General features: G+C 40.8%; 21 protein-coding genes and 2 other annotated features. Of the genes, 20 read left to right on the top strand and 1 reads right to left on the bottom strand.

Features of this window, described 5'->3' with window-relative positions; all coding sequences use genetic code 11:
• The first annotated feature begins 86 nt into the window (after positions 1–86).
• The gene (locus B5354_RS19795; RefSeq protein ID WP_079530504.1) at positions 87–479 is read left to right on the top strand and encodes an FxsA family protein; all 393 of its coding nucleotides are present in this window, start codon (positions 87–89) and stop codon (positions 477–479) included.
• 37 nt (positions 480–516) lie between these two features.
• Here B5354_RS19795 and ytvI read toward each other — a convergent pair whose 3' ends face one another.
• The gene (gene ytvI / locus B5354_RS19790) at positions 517–1,629 is read right to left on the bottom strand and encodes a sporulation integral membrane protein YtvI (RefSeq protein WP_176142541.1); all 1,113 of its coding nucleotides are present in this window, start codon (positions 1,627–1,629) and stop codon (positions 517–519) included.
• A 237-nt stretch (positions 1,630–1,866) separates the two neighbouring features.
• On the opposite strand from ytvI, the gene citZ reads away from it, so the two are divergent.
• The 19 genes from citZ (at position 1,867) to infC (ending at position 23,270) form a co-directional block, all read left to right on the top strand.
• Positions 1,867–2,982, top strand: a complete 1,116-nt coding sequence (gene citZ / locus B5354_RS19785) for a citrate synthase (protein ID WP_079530502.1) — start codon at positions 1,867–1,869, stop codon at positions 2,980–2,982.
• A 224-nt stretch (positions 2,983–3,206) separates the two neighbouring features.
• A complete protein-coding gene (gene icd / locus B5354_RS19780) occupies positions 3,207–4,481 on the top strand; it encodes an NADP-dependent isocitrate dehydrogenase (RefSeq protein WP_079530501.1) in 1,275 nt (424 codons plus the stop codon).
• 14 nt (positions 4,482–4,495) lie between these two features.
• Positions 4,496–5,434: a malate dehydrogenase gene (mdh, locus tag B5354_RS19775; RefSeq protein WP_079530500.1), complete on the top strand. Its 939-nt coding sequence runs from the start codon at positions 4,496–4,498 to the stop codon at positions 5,432–5,434.
• A 75-nt stretch (positions 5,435–5,509) separates the two neighbouring features.
• Entirely contained in the window at positions 5,510–5,986 is a 477-nt protein-coding gene (locus B5354_RS19770) for a MaoC family dehydratase (protein ID WP_079530499.1), read from the top strand.
• A gap of 183 nt (positions 5,987–6,169) precedes the next feature.
• Positions 6,170–6,865 carry a response regulator transcription factor gene (locus tag B5354_RS19765; RefSeq protein ID WP_079530498.1) on the top strand — a complete coding sequence of 232 codons (696 nt, stop codon included), beginning with the start codon at positions 6,170–6,172 and terminating at the stop codon, positions 6,863–6,865.
• On the top strand, positions 6,866–8,620 hold the full coding sequence (pnpS, locus tag B5354_RS19760) for a two-component system histidine kinase PnpS (RefSeq protein WP_079530497.1): 1,755 nt from the start codon (positions 6,866–6,868) through the stop codon (positions 8,618–8,620).
• A gap of 228 nt (positions 8,621–8,848) precedes the next feature.
• Positions 8,849–11,497 (top strand): DNA polymerase I, encoded by a 2,649-nt coding sequence (polA, locus tag B5354_RS19755; protein ID WP_079530496.1) that lies wholly within the window; start codon positions 8,849–8,851, stop codon positions 11,495–11,497.
• Between the two features lie 14 nt (positions 11,498–11,511).
• Positions 11,512–12,336, top strand: a complete 825-nt coding sequence (mutM, locus tag B5354_RS19750; protein ID WP_079530495.1) for a DNA-formamidopyrimidine glycosylase — start codon at positions 11,512–11,514, stop codon at positions 12,334–12,336.
• A 61-nt stretch (positions 12,337–12,397) separates the two neighbouring features.
• On the top strand, positions 12,398–13,000 hold the full coding sequence (locus B5354_RS19745; protein ID WP_079530494.1) for a manganese efflux pump: 603 nt from the start codon (positions 12,398–12,400) through the stop codon (positions 12,998–13,000).
• 13 nt (positions 13,001–13,013) lie between these two features.
• The gene (gene coaE, locus B5354_RS19740; RefSeq protein WP_079530493.1) at positions 13,014–13,616 is read left to right on the top strand and encodes a dephospho-CoA kinase; all 603 of its coding nucleotides are present in this window, start codon (positions 13,014–13,016) and stop codon (positions 13,614–13,616) included.
• Positions 13,617–13,754: 138 nt separating this feature from the next.
• On the top strand, positions 13,755–14,789 hold the full coding sequence (locus B5354_RS19735) for a glyceraldehyde-3-phosphate dehydrogenase (protein ID WP_079530492.1): 1,035 nt from the start codon (positions 13,755–13,757) through the stop codon (positions 14,787–14,789).
• Positions 14,790–15,023: 234 nt separating this feature from the next.
• Positions 15,024–15,401, top strand: a complete 378-nt coding sequence (gene speD, locus B5354_RS19730; RefSeq protein ID WP_079530491.1) for an adenosylmethionine decarboxylase — start codon at positions 15,024–15,026, stop codon at positions 15,399–15,401.
• A 171-nt stretch (positions 15,402–15,572) separates the two neighbouring features.
• Positions 15,573–15,953, top strand: a complete 381-nt coding sequence (locus B5354_RS19725) for a cytosolic protein (RefSeq protein WP_079530490.1) — start codon at positions 15,573–15,575, stop codon at positions 15,951–15,953.
• A 33-nt stretch (positions 15,954–15,986) separates the two neighbouring features.
• Positions 15,987–16,451, top strand: coding sequence for a transcriptional regulator NrdR (gene nrdR / locus B5354_RS19720; RefSeq protein ID WP_079530489.1), 465 nt, complete (start codon positions 15,987–15,989; stop codon positions 16,449–16,451).
• Positions 16,452–16,500: 49 nt separating this feature from the next.
• Complete coding sequence (locus B5354_RS19715; RefSeq protein ID WP_079530488.1) at positions 16,501–17,847, top strand: replication initiation and membrane attachment family protein; 1,347 nt, start codon at positions 16,501–16,503, stop codon at positions 17,845–17,847.
• Between the two features lie 13 nt (positions 17,848–17,860).
• Positions 17,861–18,796: a primosomal protein DnaI gene (dnaI, locus tag B5354_RS19710; RefSeq protein ID WP_079530487.1), complete on the top strand. Its 936-nt coding sequence runs from the start codon at positions 17,861–17,863 to the stop codon at positions 18,794–18,796.
• Between the two features lie 96 nt (positions 18,797–18,892).
• Entirely contained in the window at positions 18,893–19,720 is an 828-nt protein-coding gene (ytxC, locus tag B5354_RS19705) for a sporulation protein YtxC (RefSeq protein ID WP_079530486.1), read from the top strand.
• Between the two features lie 37 nt (positions 19,721–19,757).
• Positions 19,758–19,984, top strand: a binding site (T-box leader).
• A gap of 58 nt (positions 19,985–20,042) precedes the next feature.
• Positions 20,043–21,989, top strand: coding sequence for a threonine--tRNA ligase (gene thrS / locus B5354_RS19700; protein WP_079530485.1), 1,947 nt, complete (start codon positions 20,043–20,045; stop codon positions 21,987–21,989).
• A gap of 567 nt (positions 21,990–22,556) precedes the next feature.
• Positions 22,557–22,686 (top strand) — a sequence feature (ribosomal protein L20 leader region).
• Between the two features lie 80 nt (positions 22,687–22,766).
• A complete protein-coding gene (gene infC / locus B5354_RS19695; protein WP_139377177.1) occupies positions 22,767–23,270 on the top strand; it encodes a translation initiation factor IF-3 in 504 nt (167 codons plus the stop codon).
• Positions 23,271–23,276: the final 6 nt, after the last annotated feature.

The following is a 23,276-nucleotide window of genomic DNA, read 5'->3' as shown; positions in this document are numbered from 1 at the left end:
GAGTCAATACAGGCTCTGCCTTTTCCTTTGGTAGGAATCTGATTCTGTCATATAATAAAGGAAAAGGATCAGAAAGGACGATCTTAATGTTTCGCTGGTTATTTCTACTCATTCTTATTGTACCGGCATTAGAAATTGCTCTGTTTATTTGGGCAGGCCAAATAATCGGAGCATGGTGGGTGATCTTGCTGATTATATCCACAGGGGTCATTGGGGCATGGCTAGCTAAACAGCAAGGGCTGGAAACAATTCGCAAGGTACAGTCCTCTGTCGGAGTTGGTCAGGAACCAGCGGACGCTTTACTGGACGGTGCTTGTATTTTAATAGGTGGTACTTTACTGTTGACTCCAGGCTTTATCACAGATGCTACCGGACTCCTTTTACTGCTTCCTGTGACTAGACCCCCGATTAAATCGTTTATTCGAAGGGTTATTATGAAACTGGTGGACCGGAATACTATTACGATTTATCGGAGATAACTAGCAGCTGTTCCTTGTTGACAGAAGGAACAGCTGCTTATTCATGGCCTTTAATGAAGTGCCATGCTTGCAATGTGACACCTGTCGTATGAAGAGTCTTGATAAAAGCTATAATAATCGGGCTCACAATGACAGCATACATACCGACCAGTTGAAAACCTACAAACAGACCTGTCAAAAGAATAAGCGGGTGGACACCGAAGTGAGAAGCTAAGATTTTAGGTTCCAGCAGTTGCCTTGTAATGATGATCAACATGTAGAGAACAGCCAGCCCGATTGTCATTTCAAACTGCCCCATTAAAAATTGATAGATGATCCAGGGAATAAAAATAATACCTGTTCCAATGTAAGGGATAAAATCCACAGCTCCTGATATAAGGGCAATGGTCAAGGCGTTAGGTATGTCCAAGATAACCAGGCCTGCGTAAATCATTGCAACAGAGATGCTCATCAAAATAATTTGTGCCCTTATAATACCGCTGACGGTGTGTTTAAAATCTGAAAACACAGCTGATGTATGGTGTTGGAGAGAAAGAGCCATTCTTTTTGTAAGATAATCATGAATCTTGTCCCAATCTTTACTAATGAAAAAGGTAGAAAGAATACCGACGACTAAAGTCATTGTAAATTCAGGGACTCCCGCTAGCCCGCTGCTGAGAAATTGTAAAATATTGTTCATCCATTCCATCCCGGTTACACTTAGCTTTTCACGAAACATATCTGCTGAATGATAAATGGACTGCTGCCAGGAAGAATCGATCATCCCCAGCCAGCGATCAATATAATTAAGCGGGGGCTGAATCATTTGCAGAAGCTGATCGTGTAAAGTGTTAATGATTTGTAAGTAGTGTTGGGCACCGCCTGACAATAATCCTTGCATCTGGTCAATAAGTTCAGCGACGATTAAGGTTAACAAACCAAGCGTCAATACAGCAATTGATAGGAGTAAAAGTAGAATGGAAAGCGTTCTCGGTAAACGAAGCCGCTTTTCAAAAATCCTTATAAAAGGCTGTAACGCCCACGAAATGATAAAGGCAACAATAAATGGATACAAATATTCCCACAATGTAAGGGAAAGAATAATACAGGTCACCGTGCCAGCGCAAACGATAAAAAAACGAATAATTTGCTGAGTGCGAAACTTATTCATGCTTGTCCCACCTAACATTGTAAACTCGTGTAAGCAGACCTACAGGGATTTCAATTTTTGCAAAAATCGTCAACAGTCTATAAAATATCGTAAATTAAACGGTTTCAATTCACATTCAACTCAGAATCCTTTATAATTAGCCGTGGGGATGAATTTCAAATCCATTTATAGGTCGATTATCAAGTGTGTATCTCACCGATAATGAAACAATGGAACATATTAAAAAGGAGAGATTGTATGGCATCAACAAAAGGCTTAGAAGGAATTACAGCTACAGAATCAACGATCAGTTCAATTATCAATGACAAATTAACCTATGTTGGATATGATATCGATGATTTAGCAAACAACTCTAGTTTTGAAGAAGTTGTTTATTTGCTCTGGAATCAAAAACTTCCGACTTTGGACGAATTGAATCAGTTTAAAACCGAGCTTATTTCGAATATGGATATTCCAAGTGAAGTAGTGGATCACTTGAAGTCGTATGATCTTTCTACTGTTCACCCAATGGCTGCACTGCGAACAGCGGTGTCCATGCTTGGTCTTTTCGATCCAGAATCAGATGTTATGGAAGAAGAAGCAAATAAACGTAAAGCACTTCGTTTACAAGCAAAAATACCGACAGTCGTTACAGCTTTTGCCCGCATTCGTAATGGCAAAGACCCTGTAGAACCTAAGAGAGATCTTAGCTTTGCAGCGAACTTCTTATACATGATGAACGGGAAGGATCCGGAAGATATCGAAGTAGAAGCTTTTAACAAGGCATTAGTACTTCATGCGGACCACGAATTAAATGCATCAACATTTACTGCACGAGTTTGTGTAGCTACACTTTCTGATGTTTATTCAGGTGTAACCGCTGCGATCAGTGCACTTAAAGGGCCGCTTCACGGTGGTGCGAACGAACGAGTTATGAAGATGCTTACAGAAATTGGTTCGGTAGATCAGGCAATTCCAGCAATTGAGAAAAAACTTGAAAACAAAGAGAAAATTATGGGGATGGGCCACCGTGTATATCGCAATGGAGATCCGCGTGCCAAGCACTTGCGTGAAATGTCCCGCGAACTAACAGAACTTACCGGGCATTCTAAATACTATGATATGTCTATTAAAATTGAAGATTTCATTAAAGAAAATAAAGGCTTGCCTGCCAATGTAGATTTTTATTCTGCATCCGTTTATCACAGCCTTGGAATCGATCACGATATCTTTACGCCGATCTTTGCGGTAAGCCGTGTTTCTGGCTGGCTTGCACATATATTAGAGCAGTATGCAGATAATCGTTTGATTCGTCCAAGAGCTGAGTACGTAGGACCTAAAGGGCAAACGTATAAGCCGATCGATGAGCGCTAAAATAGAGCATTATTTAAATGAAAAGCACAACTTGTTGATGGGCGATCGCGAGATTCTTCTAGAGATGATCGAACGCTCCATCTTTCAAAGAAAATCTGAATAGATACCAGGGTTATGGTGTTTTAATGGTTAGCTTTTATCACTGGACTTTTTATTCGGGTTATTTTAACGTATGATTGAAAAGGATGCTTTATCCCAGATACTAATTTTCAGGAGGGTTTATTTTGACACAATCACAGAAAATCTCAGTAGAACAGAATGGTAATTTGAACGTACCAGACCGTCCGGTTATCCCGTTCATCGAAGGTGACGGAATTGGACCAGATATTTGGGCAGCAGCCAGCAAGGTTATCGAAGCTGCTGTTGATAAAGCTTATAACGGTAAGAAATCTATCGAGTGGAAAGAAGTACTTGCTGGTCAAAAGGCGTATGACCAAACAGGTGAATGGCTCCCAAGTGAAACACTTGATACCATTCGCGATTATAAAATTGCGATTAAAGGACCTCTAACTACTCCAATCGGTGGCGGAATTCGTTCATTAAATGTGGCACTTAGACAAGAGCTTGACTTGTTTACTTGTCTTCGTCCTGTACGTTACTTTGAAGGTGTGCCATCTCCAGTTAAACGTCCGGAAGACACAGATATGGCTATTTTCCGTGAAAATACAGAAGATATTTATGCAGGAATCGAATGGCAGGAAGGTTCACCTGAAGTGAAGAAGGTCATTGATTTCCTTCAAAACGAAATGGGTGTACATAATATACGTTTTCCTGAAACTTCAGGTATTGGTGTTAAGCCTGTTTCTAAAGAAGGTACAAAACGTCTTGTACGCGCGGCTATCGACTATGCATTTAATGAAGGACGTAAAAATGTCACTCTTGTCCATAAAGGCAACATTATGAAGTTCACAGAAGGTTCTTTCAAAAATTGGGGCTACGAAGTGGCAGAAGAAGAATATGGTGATAAAGTATTCACATGGGCTGAGTATGATCGCATCGTAGAAAAAGAAGGCAAAGATGCTGCCAATGCAGCACAAGATAAAGCAGAAGCTGAAGGGAAAATGATTGTTAAAGATGCAATTGCAGATATCTTCTTACAGCAAATCCTGACTCGTCCAAAAGAATTTGACGTTGTGGCGACAATGAATTTGAATGGGGATTATATTTCTGATGCACTTGCTGCACAAGTTGGTGGAATTGGTATCGCACCGGGAGCCAACATCAACTTTGAAACAGGACATGCTATTTTCGAAGCTACACACGGCACAGCACCTAAATATGCAGGAATGGATAAAGTAAACCCATCTTCTGTTATTCTTTCCGGTGTTCTTATGCTTGACCATTTAGGTTGGAGAGAAGCAGGAGAGCTTATTTCTAAAGCTATGGACAAAACAATCGGAAGCAAAGTTGTGACGTATGACTTTGCACGGATGATGGACGGTGCTACTGAAGTGAAATGTTCTGAGTTTGGTGACGCTTTAATTAAAAACATGGACTAAGGAAGGGGATCATAATGGCAATTCGTAGAAATAAAATTTCTGTAATTGGCAGCGGCTTTACTGGTGCTACAACTGCACTAATGGCAGCTCAGAAAGAACTAGGCGATGTTGTATTAGTAGATATTCCCGATATGGAAGATCCGACAAAAGGAAAAGCCTTAGACATGCTTGAAGCAAGTCCTGTACAAGGATTCGATGCAAACATAAAAGGCACATCAAACTATGAGGATACAAAAGACTCTGACCTAGTAATTATTACAGCAGGTATTGCCCGAAAGCCAGGAATGAGCCGTGACGACCTCGTCAGTACAAACTCCAAGATTATGAAAAGCGTAACAAAAGAAATTGTTAAGTATTCACCTGACTGCTATATAATTGTGTTAACCAATCCGGTTGACGCGATGACTTATTCTGTGTTCCAAGAAGCTGGTCTTCCCAAGAACCGGGTAATTGGACAGTCTGGTGTACTGGATACTTCTCGTTTTCGCACATTTGTTGCAGAAGAGCTCAACGTATCCATTAAAGATGTTACTGGCTTCGTATTAGGCGGACATGGGGATGACATGGTTCCACTAGTACGATACTCATTTGCTGGCGGCATCCCATTAGAAAAACTTATTTCCAAAGAGCGTCTGGATGAGATCGTGGAGCGAACACGTAAAGGTGGGGGAGAAATTGTAGGTCTACTTGGAAATGGAAGTGCCTACTATGCTCCAGCCGCTTCATTAGTACAAATGGCTGAAGCGATTCTTAAAGATCAGAGAAGAATCCTTCCAGCGATTGCCTACCTTGAAGGTGAATATGGTTATGATGGCATTTACCTCGGGGTACCTACAATTTTAGGTGGCAACGGAATTGAAGAAGTGATACAGCTTGAACTAACAGAAGAAGAGAAACAACAATTAGATCAGTCTGCTGATTCTGTTAAAAACGTTCTCAGTGTACTAAACTAAAAGAAAAAGGTTCGGGGGCATGCCTCGAACCTTTTTCAAAAATATTAAGAAAACGCTTTCAAAAGAGGTGCAAGTATGCTTGGTAAAAAAAGAAAACTGGGTAAAAAAATCAATGACTTAAAAGTCGGGGAAACGTTTAAGACAACTTCTACCATAGAAGATCGAGAATTGCTAATGTATCTTGGTTTAACTGACGATGCTAACCCATTATACATTCAGCATGACTATGCATCCGGGACACCATTTAAACGTCCTGTTGTCCCTACCGTTATGGTATTTGGAATGATATCATCTATGGTTTCCATGCATTTACCCGGTCCAGGAAGTCATATTACAAGACAACAACTCTCCTATCCAAAGCCTGTTTATCATTATAGTGAAGTCCGTCTAAGGCTTGAAGTGAAATCCATCCATAAAGAAGAACACATTGCTGACATGGAAGTTGTCGGATATGACGAAGAAGGAGATGTTGTTGTGGAAGGGACGTTAGCTGTCCAGCCTCCATTCGAACCCAAATCTATGAACGCGAGTTCTTTGGAAAACTTTTCTTAGGGTTCAAAGAAAGCCGGCAGAAGCTGGCTTTTTTTCGTGGACACCTTTATTGATTAGAATGTGATCACTTCAGCAGCTGTCAGAAATGTAAAGTTTAAGTAAAAGTTGTAAAGATACGTGTTCACCGTGTAAACTTCATTGTATGATGAACATGAACGTATCTTGTAGATTGAGGTGATTGAAGTGTCGCAAAGAATACTCATAGTTGATGATGAAGAATCTATAGTTATGTTGTTAAAATACAATATCGATCAGGCGGGGTATGAGACTGATGTCGCTTATACCGGCACAGAAGCTCTTGAGAAAGCACTAGCCACGACTTATGACATGATTGTACTAGACGTCATGCTCCCAGGAATGGATGGTATGGAAGTATGTAAACGGCTCCGTCAGAATCAAGTGGAAACCCCTATTCTAATGCTTACAGCTAAAGATGATGAGTTCGACAAAGTATTAGGGTTGGAATTAGGGGCGGACGACTATTTAACCAAACCTTTCAGCCCGCGTGAAGTAGTAGCCCGCATTAAGGCAATTTTACGTAGAATGATACGTGAGCCGATGGCACATGATTCACGGTTCATTGAAATAGCTGATTTAATCATTTATCCAGAACAGTATGAAGCGACAATTAAAGGGGATTCATTATTATTTACTCCGAAGGAATTCGAACTGCTTCATTATCTGGCTCAAAATATTGGACGGGTTTTATCCAGGGATCAATTGCTAAGCGCTGTGTGGAATTATGACTTCGTTGGAGATACTAGAATTGTTGATGTTCACGTCAGCCATTTGCGTGAAAAGATAGAACCAGACACCAAAAAGCCTGTCTATATTAAAACGATTCGTGGATTGGGCTATAAGATGGAGGAGCCAAAGTAAATGAAAATCAATAAAAGACCGCTTCTGACCTATATGATTGTTGTCATTATCGTCATGGTCGGATTAGGAATTTTATTAGTTCAGCTTACAAGAAGTTACTTTATTGATGTCTTTGAAGAGCGCATTTCCGTGGAAAGTGAATACGTTACCAGTTATCTTAAGGAACTTTCAGGAAATGGTCAGCTTACTACTGATTCTCTTAATGATTTTAGCAGACAGCTAAATACGGGAATCTTATTGGTCTCCAGTCAAGGTGAGGTAATTATAGATACACTTGAGACACTGCCGATGATTCCAAGTGATTCAAAGCAAACAATTATAACAAATATCCAAATGAACCAGTTTCCTATGAGTGCGGGTCAAGTAGGAGAGGCTGTTTTCTACTATCCAGTTCAAATGAACTTAGAAGGTGTTACTGGCACACTCGTCGTATTCTCGCCAGTTCAGTCATTAGCAGATATTACGAAAAACATTTGGCTGCTCATTGGGTTTACTTTGCTGCTTGGGATTATTGCTATTTTTTTAGTCGTATTTAATATCTTTTCTAAGTACATTCGGCCAATTCGTTCTGCTTCAAAGGCGGCTACAGAGTTAGCTGAAGGAAACTACAATGCTCGTACCTATGAGGGTCATTTTGGTGAAGCGGGTCAATTGAGTCGATCTATTAATGTTCTTGCCAGGAACCTTCAGGATATGATGAGTACCAAGGGAATGCAGGAAACTCAGTTAGAGGCAGTTATTAATAATATGGGAAATGGTCTGATATTAATAGATGAAAAGGGCTATATTCTTCTTGTGAATAAAGCCTTTCTTGAAAGTTTTGGCGGCATTCAAAAAAAATACATAGGTTACCTTTACCATGATGCTATCCCTTATCCAGCCATTCATGAAACAGTACAGACGATCTTTATGTTTGAAGAAACAATTAGTGAAAAATTTGCTCTCCCGGTCCATATTGACCGGAGGCATTTTGAAGTGACGGGGGCGCCTATTTTTAGCAGTAACAATAAATGGAAAGGGATTGTCCTTGTTTTTCATGACATTACTGAGATGAAAAAGCTTGAACAAATGCGTAAAGACTTCGTAGCCAATGTATCACATGAACTGAAAACACCTATTACTTCAATCAGAGGATTTTCAGAGACGCTGCTGGACGGCGCGATGAAAGACGAAGCAATGATGGAGCAGTTTATGCAGATTATCCTGAAGGAGAGTGGACGTCTACAATCGCTTATTGAAGATTTGCTGGAGCTCTCAAAGGTAGAAAGAGATGATTTTAAATTATTTCTTGAAGAGATCGAACTGCGGAACCTTCTAAAAGAGCTGTTCCCGTTAATCGAACATCAGGCAGATCAAAAATCCATTCGTCTTGAAACGTCCATTGACGTGGAAGCTAAAATTCAAGGGGATGTAAGCAGGTTAAAGCAAGTGTTTCTTAACTTGCTTACAAATGCTGTTAACTATACAGGGGAAACAGGGTTGGTGCAAGTATCTCTGCAAGATCATGGAGATTCCGTAACAATTTCCATCAATGACAATGGGGTAGGAATTCCTGAAGAAGAAATCTCCAGGATATTTGAGAGATTTTACAGAGTGGACAAGGCGCGAAGTCGTAATTCAGGGGGCACTGGGCTCGGTCTTGCGATTGTAAAGCACATTGTTGAAGCTCACCATGGATCTATAAAGGTTGAAAGTGAAGTGAACGAAGGTACAACCTTTGCTATTACTTTGCCGAAGAAATTTACAAATGATTAATATTTTTTTAAAGTATCCTTTATAAAGTTTTGGTACGATTACCAATGAAACCCTTTCATCCAAGGTGTTTTCTCTTATTGGGCAGAAGCGATCCGTGCTTCTGCTCTTTTTTTACGTTCTTAACCGAACTTCCGCTGTCGTGTCTGCTTACGCTTTTGTTTTTTTATTCCTGACAGTAAACGTGGTAGAATAGAGCAAAGACGTACATATACTTGAGGAGTTGAGCGAATGGCGGAAAAGGTCGTACTAATAGATGGAAACAGTATAGCGTATCGAGCATTTTTTGCGCTGCCTCTATTGAATAACGATAAGGGAGTTTATACGAACGCAGTTTATGGTTTTACGACAATGCTGCTAAGAATCTTAGAAGAGGATAAGCCCGATCGTTTATTGGTCGCATTTGATGCTGGTAAAACTACATTTCGTCACAAGACGTATTCGGATTATAAAGGCGGCAGGCAAAAGACGCCTTCTGAACTGTCTGAACAGTTTCCAGTTATCAAAGAACTATTAGACGCGTTTGCTATTCCATATTACCAGCTTGAAAATTATGAGGCTGATGACATCATCGGAACACTAGCCACTCAAGCTGGCGAAGGCAACCTTGAAGTGAAAGTTATTTCAGGAGACAAGGATTTATTGCAGCTTGTTTCAGATCGTATTCAAGTTAGCCTGACTAAGAAAGGGATTACAACTGTTGATGCTTATGATCCCGCTTTTATGCAAGAAAAAATGGGGGTTCGTCCAGATCAAATCATCGACCTAAAGGCGCTGATGGGAGACAGTTCAGATAATATCCCAGGTGTTCCGGGCGTGGGCGAGAAGACTGCTGTGAAACTTCTAAATCAGTTCGATAAACTTGAGAATGTGTATGACAACTTGGGAGAAGTTAGCGGGAAAAAGTTGAAAGAAAAGCTGGAGCTTAATAAGGAAGAAGCGTTTATGAGTAAACAGCTTGTTACCATTGAGAGAAACGCCCCTATTGAAATCAGTCTTGAAGACATCCGTTATGGGGGATATGAAAGTAACAATGTAAGTGCTTTGTTCCGCAACCTCGGCTTTCAGTCGCTTATGGATCGTGTAGCTTCACCTGAGGGAACTTCTACACCGATCGAACAAAATGAAGACTGGCCGGAAATAAAGGTTACGGTCATAACAGAAGTTGACGAGGAATTGTTATCTGGACAAGAAGCTTTAATTGTCGAAATGCTTTCGGATAACTATCACCAAGCTCCGGTTGAAGGGATTGCTTTTGTTAATGAGCACAATCATTACTTTATTTCGATGGATGATGCTGAAAAGTCCGCAGGTTTTAAAGCATGGATGATGGATGAAACGAAAGAAAAATGGGTCTTTGATGCAAAGCAAACAGTAGTGGCTTTAAAACGCCACGGAATTGAAGTGAAAGGTATTAGTTTTGATTTACTGCTCGCCTCTTATTTACTTAATCCTTCGGAGAATAATCATGATATCCCATCAATTAGTCATCGAATGAATGAAAATGCAGTGCAGTATGATGAGGAAGTTTATGGAAAGGGAGCTAAAGTGAAACTCCCGGATTCTGAGGAGGTTTTCCATAAGCATCTTGTCCGTAAAGCAACTATGTTATATAAACTTAAAGATCTTATGGAAGATAAATTAGAACAAAACGAACAGGTGGACTTATATAAAAACCTAGAGATGCCATTAGCTTTGATTTTAGCAGAAATGGAGCATCAGGGGGTAAAGGTTGATGTGGAACGCCTTCAGCAGATGAGAGGTGAGCTTGAAGAAAGGCTTGAAACACTCAAAGCAGAAATCTATGAATTGGCAGGGAAATCGTTTAATTTGAATTCCCCTAAACAACTTGGACCAGTGCTGTTTGAAGATCTTCAACTACCAGTCATTAAAAAGACAAAAACAGGTTATTCAACGTCAGCAGACATCCTGGAACAACTTGAAGATCAGCATCCGATCATTCCAAAGATTCTGTTGTACAGGCAGTTGAGTAAGCTTCAATCTACTTATCTCGAAGGATTACTGAAGGTCGTGGATGGCTCGACTAATATGATTCATACGCGTTTTAATCAGGCACTTGCTCAAACAGGGCGTTTAAGTTCCATTGAGCCTAACTTGCAAAACATACCTATTCGTCTAGAAGAGGGAAGAAAGATCAGACAGGCTTTTGTACCGTCTGAAGAAGGTTGGCTTATGTTTTCAAGTGATTATTCTCAAATCGAACTGCGAGTTTTAGCTCATATTGCTCAAGATGAAAAGTTAATCACGGCTTTTAGGGAAGGAAAAGATATTCATACTCAGACAGCCAGTGAAGTATTTGATGTGCCCGGTAATGAAGTTACAAGCGAAATGAGACGTCAAGCTAAGGCGGTCAATTTCGGGATCGTGTATGGCATTAGTGATTACGGTTTATCTCAGAGTTTAGGGATCTCCCGTAAAGAAGCAAAGACCTTTATTGAGAAATATTTAAATAGTTATCCTGGCGTAAAAGAATACATGGACGAGTCTGTTCGAGAAGCGAAACAGTTAGGCTATGTGACGACATTTATGCAACGTCGAAGATACTTGCCTGATATAACGAGCCGTAACTTTAATAAGCGAAGTTTTGCTGAACGTACAGCTATGAACACACCTATTCAAGGAAGCGCAGCAGATATTATTAAAAAGGCAATGATCGATTTATTTAATCGTTTGAAGACAGATGGTTACAAGGCCCGAATGTTACTTCAAGTACACGATGAACTGATCTTAGAAGTACCAGAAGACGAAATCGAAAAATTAAAAGATGTTGTAGCAGAGGTCATGGAGAATACAGTGCAATTAGAAGTGCCTCTAGAGGTGGATTATTCTTATGGACCAACTTGGTATGACGCGAAGTAAGTGAGGGGAACAACATGCCGGAACTACCTGAAGTGGAAACGGCCAGACAAACATTAAAGCAGCTCGTTTTAAATAAGAAAATTGAAGACGTTTCAATATATTGGGGAAATATTATTAAACGCCCGCAAGATCCAAATGATTTTAAGCAATGGTTGCAGTTTCAAACGATTCGTGATATTGAAAGAAAAGGGAAGTTCCTCATTTTCAAAATGGATGATATTTCAATGGTCTCCCACTTGCGAATGGAAGGAAAGTTTGGTATGTACGATGCTTCGGTCGAGAAGCCGAAACATACCCATGTCATTTTTCACTTTACTGATGGAACTGAACTCCGGTATAACGATGTTCGAAAATTTGGCACGATGCATTTGTTTGAAAAAGGAACAGAATGGGATCAGAAGCCGCTTAATCAATTGGGTCCTGATCCATTCGATCCCGCTTTTACAATCGAATATTTTTACGAAAGAATTAATAAAACAATGCGAAATATGAAAGCTGTGCTGCTGGACCAGACGATCGTAGCAGGATTAGGCAATATTTATGTAGATGAGGCACTTTATCGCAGCGGTATTCATCCCGAACGATTAGCGAACCAGCTTTCTAAAGAGGAAGCTGCACGGGTGAGGCAGGCAAGTATTGAGACCATCACAGAAGCAGTAGAACAGGGAGGCACGACCATACGGTCTTACCTGAACAGTCAGGGACAGATGGGGATGTTTCAGCAGAAATTACGAGTTTACGGAAAGCAGGATACGGATTGCCTGCGCTGTGGTTCTCCAATTGTGAAGTTAAAAGTAAGTGGTCGAGGCACCCATGTCTGCCCAGCTTGTCAGAAGTAACAGGTCGTAATGAGAGTCCATATACTATGTCACACATTTGATGTTTAAGAGGTGAACCGTATTGGGCATCGTTCTATTCACTTTTCTTTTCGGCCTGGCTGTTACCGTGGATAGCTTTGGGATCGGCTGTATGATTGGTTTAAAAAGAATTGGTATTTCGAAAAAAGGAATTTGTGCCATTGCCTTATTATCAGGATGCTGCTATCTGTTGTCTGCCTCCTTAGGGGAGTGGATCAAACCGTTCATGGATCAAGCTTACGCTGAAAGACTTGGGGCCATAGCACTGATCGTAATTGGGCTGTTTTTTCTTTTCCATTGTTTAAGAAAGCCTGAGAAACCAAATCAAGAGGTTAATGTCTGGGCACAGCCCGCAAAGGTTTTACAATCACCTGAAGCTGCCGATCTAGACAGGTCAGGTCAAATAAAAGGCAGGGAGCTTTTGCTTCTTAGTCTTGCCCTCTCATTAGATACTTTTGCAGCAGGGTTCAGTGGTTCATTCATAGGAATAAATCCTATCTTAACGGCATGCTTGATCGTTATCATGACGATCTTTATGTTGTTAGCAGGTGTGAAGAGTGGAGCGAAACTTAGCAAGAAGATCAACAATATTTCAATGCTTCCAGGAATGCTGCTCATCATTATTGGACTGATTAAGCTTGTGTGAGGAGGGGTACTATATGACAGTTGTAATTGGATTAACTGGAAGTATAGCCAGTGGTAAAAGTACAATTTCTGAAATGTTTCATAACTTCAAGATCCCTGTAGTAGATGCAGATATCATTTCCAGAGAAGTAGTTGATCCTGGAGAGTCTGCTTATCAAAAAATTATTGATGCTTTTGGGAATGAAGTATTGCATGAAGATAAGACGATCAATCGAAAACGATTGGGGAAAATAGTGTTTGAAAGCAAAGAAAAACGTGACATATTGAATCAAATTGTGCATCCTGAAGTCCGAAAAGAGATGCTCCGACAAAGAGATCATTATAAAAAAGACAAACATTCCGCCGTTGTGCTTGATATTCCGTTATTATTCGAAAGTAAACTGGCCCATTACGCCGATCGGACGCTTGTCGTATACGTAGATGAGGACACGCAATTACAAAGGCTGGTGGAGCGTGATGGGTCAAGCGTGGAAGATGCCAAGCAACGAATGAGTTCTCAAATCCCCGTCGCTGAAAAAGCAGAGATAGCTGACGCTGTAGTTGATAATTCTGGAAGCGTCGAAGAAAGTTTTAAGCAATTAAAAATCATACTTGAGAATTGGAATATCATAAACTAACCTGACAAGAATTCTTTCTTGATCAGGTTAGTTTTTTTCAAAAAAAAAATGATGATATTTCTGCAAAACCGCTTTCAATGTGCTATACTAATTTTGTGAAAATGATTAAAAGTATATCATATATAGGGGGCTTGCTTTATGGGGAAAACACGAATCGCAATAAATGGGTTAGGCAGAATAGGTCGTATGGTCTTTCGAAAGGCTGTGTTAGACGACACGATTGAATTAGTTGCTGTTAATGCGAGTTATCCTGCTGAAACAATTGCACACATGGTGAAATATGATAGTGTTCATGGACGTTTTGAGGGGAGCATTAAAGCGATAGATCATGGGATTGTTGTTAATGGAAAAAAAATAAGACTCTGTGCAACTCGAAATCCTTTAGAATTGCCGTGGGATGAATTAGATGTAGATATTGTGATTGAAGCGACAGGTAAGTTTAAAACACAAGAAGAAGCATCGCTGCATATCCAGTCTGGAGCAAAGAAAGTTATCATTACAGCCCCAGGTAAAGAAGTGGATGCGACAATTGTGATGGGAGTAAATGAGGAAGCGTATGAACCAGGACAGCACGACGTAATTTCAAACGCTTCTTGCACGACTAATTGTTTAGCCCCAGTCGTTAAAGTGTTAGAAGATCAATTTGGCATTGAAAATGGACTGATGACGACGGTTCATGCCTTTACCAACGACCAGAAGAACCTGGATAATCCGCATAAGGATCTTCGTCGTGCGCGAGGATGCACACAATCTATTATTCCAACATCCACGGGTGCTGCTAAGGCTCTTGGTGAGGTTATCCCATCCATGCAAGGGAAATTAAATGGTATGGCCTTAAGGGTCCCTACACCAAATGTTTCTTTAGTTGATTTAGTAGTTGACCTTAAAGTAGATGTAACAGAAGAACAAATAAATGCTGCTTTTTCAAAAGTGGCTGATGACAAAATGAAGGGGATTCTTGAATATAGTGATGAACCACTTGTCTCCGTTGATTATACAACTTCAGATTCCTCAGCTATAATTGACGGCTTGTCTACACAAGTTATCGAGGATCGTAAGGTTAAAGTGTTAGCTTGGTACGATAATGAGTGGGGTTACTCTTGCCGAGTTGTAGATTTAGCTAAATATGTCGGCAGCTTTTTAAGCCAGGATAAAAAGGTTAGAGTATCTTAATTAGTGGAATTAACATGTCTTTGTATCTATAATGGGAACCACCCCGTGAGAGAATAGAAAATGTGTCTTGCATTAATGCAGGAAACCATATATACTTTTTTTGAACTTCTGAATATTATTTGACCTCATGTCTGCTCAAAGGGTTAGGACCTCTCAGGACTAACTTTCCCCCGTGGTAGAGCATGTTGGACATTTGGAAGTGAATTTGCTAGTGATCAAAAGGGGGATCCTAAAATGGATACAATGGGAAGACATGTTATTGCCGAATTATGGGATTGTAATGAAGATAAATTAAACGATATGTCATATATCGAACAAACTTTTGTAGATGCAGCACTTAAAGCAGGAGCGGAAGTGAGGGAGGTTGCCTTTCATAAATTTGCTCCACACGGGGTCAGCGGGGTTGTTATTATTTCAGAGTCACACTTAACGATCCATAGCTTTCCAGAGCATGGATATGCAAGTATTGATGTGTATACTTGTGGTGATCGTATCGACCCTAATGTTGCAGCAGAATTTATTATCAAAGCGTTAGAGGCTGGCCGCAATGAAACAGTGGAAGTTCCAAGAGGAATGGGGCCTGTTGAAGTGCAGCAGTCTCGTGCTCTATAGGGATTTTGAAGTCGTACAGTTTATACTGTGCGGCTTTTTTGTTGGTTGAATTGGTCATGATTACACCTTTTAAGTTCCGTGCCTTCCTCGGTAACCTTCACTTTTCTTTTTACTAAAACGTGTTAAAATATAATCAGATGATGTCGAATTTGTTTTGAAGGAGTAAGGTATGTGAAATCATTTATTTCCAGGTATTTAAGTAATCATGCAGAAACAGGGGAAGATCCTTATGATAAGAGACTCAAGACAAACTATTATAAAGCCAAGAAGGATGATGTGTTCAGAGCGGTAATAGATTTATTTCCTGCTCCATCCGAGAAAGCAGCTGTTTCAAATGAACGTGGTGAGATTACTGTGAACTATAAGGGAAGCAGAAAAGCTTTTATCGTAGCAACCATTATTATGGTGCGCCCATTTCAAACCTCTGTTGATTTTTCTGTGACGAGTGATTCAGGCGGCCCGGTAGACTTTGGATTCAGCGACAGATTAATTCTCCAGCTTTATGAACAGCTTGATCGTCAGTTTCCTTCCCTGAAATCGCCGGAAAGATGAGAATGAATCGAAGAACATGTGGAGTTGATTGTATTGAAATGCCCAAATTGCCACTATAAAAGTACGAAGGTGCTGGATTCGAGGCCAATCGAGGAAGGACATTCGATCAGGCGGAGAAGGGAATGCGAACAGTGTGATTTTCGTTTTACGACCTTTGAAAGGATTGAGGAAGTTCCCTTAATCGTCGTAAAAAAAGAAGGAACTAGAGAAGAATTCAGCCGTGAGAAACTTATGCGTGGACTAATACGTGCTTGTGAAAAAAGACCGGTTGCTGTTGAGGAATTGGAAGCTGTGACTCTTGATATTGAGAAGGAATTGAGAAATCGCGGAGTCTCAGAAGTACAAAGCAAAGATATTGGTGAAATGATTATGGGGCGCCTTTCAGGAATTGATGAGGTTGCTTATGTTCGTTTTGCCTCAGTATATCGTCAATTTAAAGATATTAATGTTTTTATAGATGAACTGAAAGAATTAATTAAACATGAAGATAAAGGATGAGCCGGACTGTGGCTCATTTTCTTTTTCAGATAAAGGGGGGATCTTACCCATGGATCGATATATAGGAAAGCTTTTACCAATAGACGGATTTACAATCATTCAAACAGGTTCAGCTCCTCAATCCGCTCAATCGTCGTTAACCCATTTATATCAACCTCTAATAGGAAAGCTTGCTATTTCCTTATATCAATTTTTAGTAAATGAAGAGGAAACGTGCGACCAGGGGCTTGTCCAATCCCACCATGCAGTCATGGCATTTCTGTCGACCCCTTTAGATCAAATCTATAAGGCCAGGCAAAAGCTCGAGGCGTTAGGTCTATTGCGAACATATTTATCTAAAAAGGAATCAACAACTGTTTACCTATATGAAATCAGATCCCCATTTTCCCCGGAGGAATTTTTTAATGATGATATGCTTTCCTTGTTGTTGAGACATGAGATGGGTGAAGATAAATTTAATTCATTGCGCAGTCGTTTTTCTAAGCCCTCTATTTCTTTGGAAGATTATGAAGAAGTAACGGAGACATTTGATCGTGTATTTCATGGAGTCTATCCCTCTTCAGCTTTACTGGATCAACAAAAACAATTCGCGCAGCGCAGAGAGGGTACTGGGACTCGCGGTCCAGCCATTTTGGACAGCCGTGTAGATTTCAATTGGCTGCACCATGCCTTAAAGCAGAGAATGTATCCGAGTGAAAAAATTCTTACGGGGGATCACCGCCGGATTATTTCACAGCTTGTAGCGTTATATAACTTAACGTCCAGTGAAATTGAGCGGGCAATTATCTGGGCGATTAATGAGGAGAATGAATTGATTGTCGAGGAACTTAAAGCTGCCTGTCATGATTTTATAAAAGATCGCCCCGCTGGAGACAATGGAAGTATAGACGAGCGTGAGAAAGTTCCTGGCTCCAGCAAGGAATCCGAGAGTAAGGAAGAACAATTCATTCAATTACTTGAGGAAATTTCACCAAGAGAACTGTTAGAGGATTTATCTAGCGGTAATCAAGCCTCTGAGCAGGAGATGAAAATAATCCGCGATATTATGACGGAACAAGGCCTCAAGCCCGGGGTTATGAATGTACTGATTCACTATGTGTTGTTAAAAACGGATATGAAATTATCGAAACCTTATCTTGAAAAGATCGCCAGTCATTGGGCACGTAAGAATGTATCTACTGTAAGACAGGCAATGAACCTGGCCAAGGCTGAACATCAGAAGTATCAGCAATGGGGAAAACAAAAGAACACATATCGGAAAAAGAATCAGGAAGTCATCCCGGATTGGTTTAACAAGCGCGGGGAGCCTAAAGAGAAACAGCCTGCGGTTCAGATCAACAAGCAGGATATTGCTGAGCGGATACGTAAGCTGTCGAATAAAGGAAATGGATCGTGAGGTGTAGTAATTCGTGGAACCCATTCAACAATCTTTACAAAAGTGGATGCGAAATCATAAACAATTTCAACAACGTTTAAGCCATATGAAGCGGGAAGTTCTGAATTCAACAGAGATAAAACAGCTGGTCAGGGACCATCCTTCCCTAACTGAAGACGTGCTGGAAAAACAGCTCATTAAACTATATGAGTACCAAACACAGTCAAAGGACTGTGAAAAGTGTCCTTCTCGCGAAGCATGTATCAATATTCTACCAGGCCACGTTCCTCAGTTAGAGGTGACAGGTACAGAGATCAAGCTTGTCTATAATAAATGTTGTAGAGAACTGCAACAAGAACAACAACGGCATCAGCGCTCTTTAATAAGCAGCCTTCATATTCCAAAGGAAATTTTGGAAGCTAATCTTGAGCGGTTAGACTTTAATGATGATGCTCGCGGCCAGGCTATCCAAAATACCGTGCAGTACCTTGAAAAAATAGATGAGCAGCTTCCGAGCAAGGGGTTGTATTTTCACGGCCCGTTTGGGGTGGGAAAGACTTTTTTCCTAGGTGTCATTGCAAACGAGTTAATGAAAAAAAATATTGCTTCGATGGTCATCTATATGCCTGAATTTGTTCGGGAGATGAAAGCCTCCATAAAAGATGATTCTATGAATAACAAGATTGATGCCTTTAAAAAAACACCTGTGCTCATGCTGGATGATATAGGGGCAGAATCTCAATCTGCCTGGTTTCGAGACGAAATTCTGGGGTCCATATTACAATATCGAATGATGGAACGCCTCCCGGTATTTTTCACTTCTAATTATTCGCTTAATGAACTGGAGAAAGTTTTAATGACGAGCAATAGAGGAGAAATTGACCAGGTTAAAGCCCAGAGAATCACAGAACGTGTACGGCAGTTAAGTGATAGTGTCCCTGTTGAGGGACAGAATCGAAGAGGTCAATAGGCATGTTTCATTCCTTCTTATCATATGTATAAGACGTAATAGTCTAATAAATGCTCACTGAAGGTGGGGATGTTTTTGTGATGAGGGGGAAGTGTGTTGGTATGTATACAGTTTTCCAGTCGAAAAGTGGCTTTTTATTTCCATCAGGTGATAACAGAACTTCAAATAGATTACTCCTGCCCCTGGATGGTTAAGGATATCTCACATAACAAGTTATTAATAGAAACCGAGCTGATGTTGAGTGAGGTTATTAATGACTTTGTTCAAAGTGTGACAAGAGTAATTACAGATCAAAAGCTGTCACCATGGACAGAGGGTGTACTCAAGCATGTATTTCACTATAAAGAAAAGCAGGAGATCAAACGGATTATAGAGTTAAGCAATGAGCTCAGGCTGGAACCTCCAGCAGGAATTATAATCCCTGATTTAGAAAAGGCCATCGAAACATGTGTAAGTAAAAAGCTGCCTGGCCGTTTCTATGTTGACTTTGACTGGTTAAGTGCTTTTTGTCTGGAAGAAATATATGAAGAATTAGTGGATTTTACAGGGAAAGTATTGGATGAGTACAAGCTGGAAGAGGCTCATCAACTAATGGTTGATTCATGGAGACGCGGGGTCAATAATAGAGACACGGGAGTTCAGGTATTACATGTATTCCATGACGATACGCTTCATTACTTTCATAATGAGGGAAATAAGGTAAGTCGAGATGAACTCATTCTTTATTTAAAGCAATATCCAGATCCGTTTCTAACACAATTACCAATTAATTTTGGAATTACCCCAGCTCTTATTTTTGCACCGGACGAGCTTATTATTTATTCTGACCACTTGGAAGATTCAAAGCTTGATTTGCTAACAAATTTGTTTGAGGAAAAAGCGTCCTGTAAGCCCCATTCGGAATTTCCTTTCGATTGGGCTTGATTTCGTTCTTGTTTACCGCTATAATACCTACATATATTTAACTGCACTGATGAGGACAAGAACTCTAATGGACGCTTGAATAGAGAGAAGAGTCATCGGCTGAAAACTCTTCCTTGACGAATTAGCTGTTTACCACCTCTGAGCTCTGTTTATGAAAAGAAATGAGTAGTAAACAGCGTATGGTCCGCGTTAAGGGTGAATGAAGCCACAAAGTGCACTTTGTGGGAAATGGGTGGAACCGCGAGTAACACGCTCGCCCCTTTTGCTGATAAAGCAAAAGGGGCGAGCGTTTTTTTAATTTTATGAAAAAAGGAGTGGCAACATGGCAGAAGCAATTCACATTACATTTCCAGACGGTAATAAAAAGGAATTTCCTCTAGGAACAACTGGAGAAGAGATTGCCCAGTCGATTTCGCCGGGGCTGAAAAAACAGTCATTAGCTATTAAATTAGACGGGCAAGATTACGATTTGAGACGTCCCATTGAACAGGATGGTGCAGTTGAGATTCTAACTTACAAAAATCTGGAGGGAATTGATATCCTGCGTCATTCTACAGCCCATTTAATGGCACAAGCCATTAAACGTCTGTATGGCGAGGTCAAGCTTGGAGTCGGCCCTGTGATTGAAAATGGGTTTTACTACGATATCGATCTTGATGTTTCCTTAACACCTGAGGATTTGCCGAAAATTGAGAAAGAAATGCAGCGAATTGTTGATGAGAACCTGGAGATTGAGCGAATTGAACTGACTCGTGAAGAAGCGATAGAAAAATATAAAGAGCTTGGTGATGATTTAAAACTTGAGCTTATTCAGGATATTCCAGAAGGTGAGACGCTTACCATCTATAAGCAAGGGGAGTTTTTTGACCTTTGCCGTGGCGTTCATGTTCCTCAAACGAGTAAAATTAAAATATTTAAATTATTGAACATCTCTGGAGCTTATTGGCGTGGGGACAGTGATAATAAGATGCTTCAGCGAATTTATGGAACAGCATTTGAGAAAAAAGCACAGCTCGAGGAGTATCTTCACCTTCTGGAGGAAGCAAAAGAACGAGATCATCGTAAATTAGGTAAGGAGCTAGGTCTCTTTACAGTTAATCAAAAAGTCGGGCAAGGTTTGCCGCTCTGGTTACCGAAAGGTGCGACAATCCGACGTAATATCGAGCGCTATATAGTGGATACAGAAGAACGTTTAGGTTATGACCATGTATACACACCTGTACTGGGTAGTGTTGATCTTTATAAAACAAGTGGGCACTGGGACCACTATCAGGAGGATATGTTCCCGACATTAGAAATGGATAATGAAGACTTAGTTCTGCGCCCGATGAACTGCCCGCATCATATGATGGTGTATAAAAATGAATTTTATAGTTATCGTAATCTCCCTGTCCGTATTGCTGAATTGGGAACAATGCACCGGCATGAGATGTCAGGAGCTCTTGCTGGCTTACAGCGTGTCCGCGCCATGACCCTAAACGATGCTCATATCTTTGCACGGCCGGATCAGCTGAAGGATGAATTTAAACGTGTTGTTCGTCTCGTGCAAGAGGTTTACCGTGATTTCGGTATCAATGATTACCGTTTCCGCCTTTCTTATCGTGATCCCGAGGATAAAGAAAAGTATGTAGATAATGATGAAATGTGGAACAAAGCTCAGGCTATGTTAAAGGAAACAATGGAAGACATGGAGCTTGAATATGTGGAAGCCGAAGGGGAAGCAGCGTTTTATGGTCCGAAACTTGATGTTCAAGTAAAAACAGCACTAGGAAAAGAAGAAACACTGTCCACTGTTCAATTGGACTTCCACCTTCCTGAACGATTTGATCTGACATATGTTGGCGAGGATGGGAAGGACCACCGCCCGGTTGTTATTCACCGCGGTGTTGTTTCAACGATGGAGCGATTCGTGGCGTTCTTAATCGAGGAGTATAAAGGAGCTTTTCCAACCTGGCTCGCCCCAGTTCAGGCCAAAATTATACCTGTTTCGGCTGAAGTTCACCTTGACTATGCAAAACAGCTTGAAGATGAACTCCGGGAAGCAGGAGTAAGAGTTGAAGTGGATGAGCGTAATGAAAAAATAGGGTATAAGATTCGCGAAGCCCAAACTCAAAAAATTCCATTCCAGCTTGTCGTTGGGGATAAAGAGATTGAAGATCATGCTGTAAATGTCCGCCGTTACGGTGAACAAAAGTCAGAAACGAAGACTGTGTCTACCTTTAAGGATGAAATTCGTAATGAGATTGATTTAAAGCTTTTAAATAAATAGTGGTGTGAAAAGTATTGCCAGTTGAGCTTTTTAGTAAAACTTTTACCCGAACAACGTGGTAGATTTTCACTTCGGGCAGTCGCTTTCCGCGGGCAACGCTTCAGCTTCCTCGGAAGCAAAAACCGCTTCCTGTGGGATCTTCAGCTGTTGCTTTTCCCGCAGGAGTCGACTGCCCTACGCTTCAATCAACCGACATACCAGCTAATCTCCTGCAGGAAAGCGAAAACGATGATTTCCCGTAGTGAGCGTTCTTTGCAAGCGAGGAAGCTGTATAAACAAGGAAGTTCGGTAAAAACCGGCACGTCAAGTTCCAATACCGAACTACCCCGCGTCCTACGGGATATGTGCCCACATCGAGCGAACTTACCTCTTGTGATGCCGCGGAAAGCGTAGTGTATTCCCGGAGCCGTACTTTCAGACGCAGTTTTGTGTCTTGAAGCAACAAAATTTACGAAAAGAGCCTTTCGGAAAAACTTCATACGATTTAACGATGGAAAGCAAAACAATAGCTGTTGACATATAGTAAACAGCGTGCTACTATTATTTAGGTAACTGAATGAACGGATCTGAGACAAGAAGAAGCACCCGCTTCTCACCTGATCGACGCATACATGTGCAGTTGGCAGGTTATTTATCCTTTGTATTCTATAAGGGAAACGTGTGGGTGCAGTCTGTGTGCCGACACTTTTTTTATGGATTCAAAACCACTTGTCGATGACGGATCTTATATAAGTTTCAAAATTATGTTGGAGGTGGCTGACTATTAGCAAGGATAACATGAATGTTAATGAGAAAATTCGCGCACGTGAAGTAAGACTCATTGATGTAAACGGTGAGCAACTCGGAGTTAAGTCCCGTAATGAAGCACTTGACATTGCGGCAAATGCGAACCTTGACCTTGTCATGGTGGCTCCGAATGCGAAGCCTCCGGTTTGCCGAATCATGGATTACGGTAAGTACCGTTATGAGCAGCAGAAGAAAGAAAAAGAAGCTCGTAAAAATCAAACGATTATCAAGCTTAAAGAAGTGCGTTTAAGCCCAGGGATTGAAGAGCATGACTTTAATACGAAGCTTCGTAATGCTCGTAAATTCTTAACAAAAGGCGATAAGGTGAAAGCATCTGTTCGTTTCCGCGGACGTGCGATTACTCACAAAGAACTTGGACAGAAAGTTCTTGAACGTCTGGCTGATGAATGCCAGGACGTCGCTACTATTGAGACCAAACCAAAAATGGAAGGTCGAAATATGTTTATGATGCTTGCTCCTCTTGCGGAGAAGTAAGCTGAA

This window comes from Halobacillus hunanensis (assembly GCF_900166655.1).
GTDB classification, from domain to species: domain Bacteria; phylum Bacillota; class Bacilli; order Bacillales; family Halobacillaceae; genus Halobacillus_A; species Halobacillus_A hunanensis.
Note: the sequence above shows the minus strand (reverse complement) of the source record. Positions and strands in the feature narration are given on the sequence as shown.

Excerpts from the sequence above, each read along its gene's own strand:
- B5354_RS19795 (WP_079530504.1), top strand. The coding sequence starts at position 87 with ATGTTTCGCTGGTTATTTCTACTCATTCTTATTGTACCGGCATTAGAA.
- ytvI (WP_176142541.1), bottom strand. The coding sequence starts at position 1,629 with ATGAATAAGTTTCGCACTCAGCAAATTATTCGTTTTTTTATCGTTTGC.
- citZ (WP_079530502.1), top strand. The coding sequence starts at position 1,867 with ATGGCATCAACAAAAGGCTTAGAAGGAATTACAGCTACAGAATCAACG.
- mdh (WP_079530500.1), top strand. The coding sequence starts at position 4,496 with ATGGCAATTCGTAGAAATAAAATTTCTGTAATTGGCAGCGGCTTTACT.
- B5354_RS19770 (WP_079530499.1), top strand. The coding sequence starts at position 5,510 with ATGCTTGGTAAAAAAAGAAAACTGGGTAAAAAAATCAATGACTTAAAA.
- pnpS (WP_079530497.1), top strand. The coding sequence starts at position 6,866 with ATGAAAATCAATAAAAGACCGCTTCTGACCTATATGATTGTTGTCATT.
- polA (WP_079530496.1), top strand. The coding sequence starts at position 8,849 with ATGGCGGAAAAGGTCGTACTAATAGATGGAAACAGTATAGCGTATCGA.
- mutM (WP_079530495.1), top strand. The coding sequence starts at position 11,512 with ATGCCGGAACTACCTGAAGTGGAAACGGCCAGACAAACATTAAAGCAG.
- coaE (WP_079530493.1), top strand. The coding sequence starts at position 13,014 with ATGACAGTTGTAATTGGATTAACTGGAAGTATAGCCAGTGGTAAAAGT.
- B5354_RS19735 (WP_079530492.1), top strand. The coding sequence starts at position 13,755 with ATGGGGAAAACACGAATCGCAATAAATGGGTTAGGCAGAATAGGTCGT.
- speD (WP_079530491.1), top strand. The coding sequence starts at position 15,024 with ATGGATACAATGGGAAGACATGTTATTGCCGAATTATGGGATTGTAAT.
- B5354_RS19715 (WP_079530488.1), top strand. The coding sequence starts at position 16,501 with ATGGATCGATATATAGGAAAGCTTTTACCAATAGACGGATTTACAATC.
- thrS (WP_079530485.1), top strand. The coding sequence starts at position 20,043 with ATGGCAGAAGCAATTCACATTACATTTCCAGACGGTAATAAAAAGGAA.
- infC (WP_139377177.1), top strand. The coding sequence starts at position 22,767 with ATGAATGTTAATGAGAAAATTCGCGCACGTGAAGTAAGACTCATTGAT.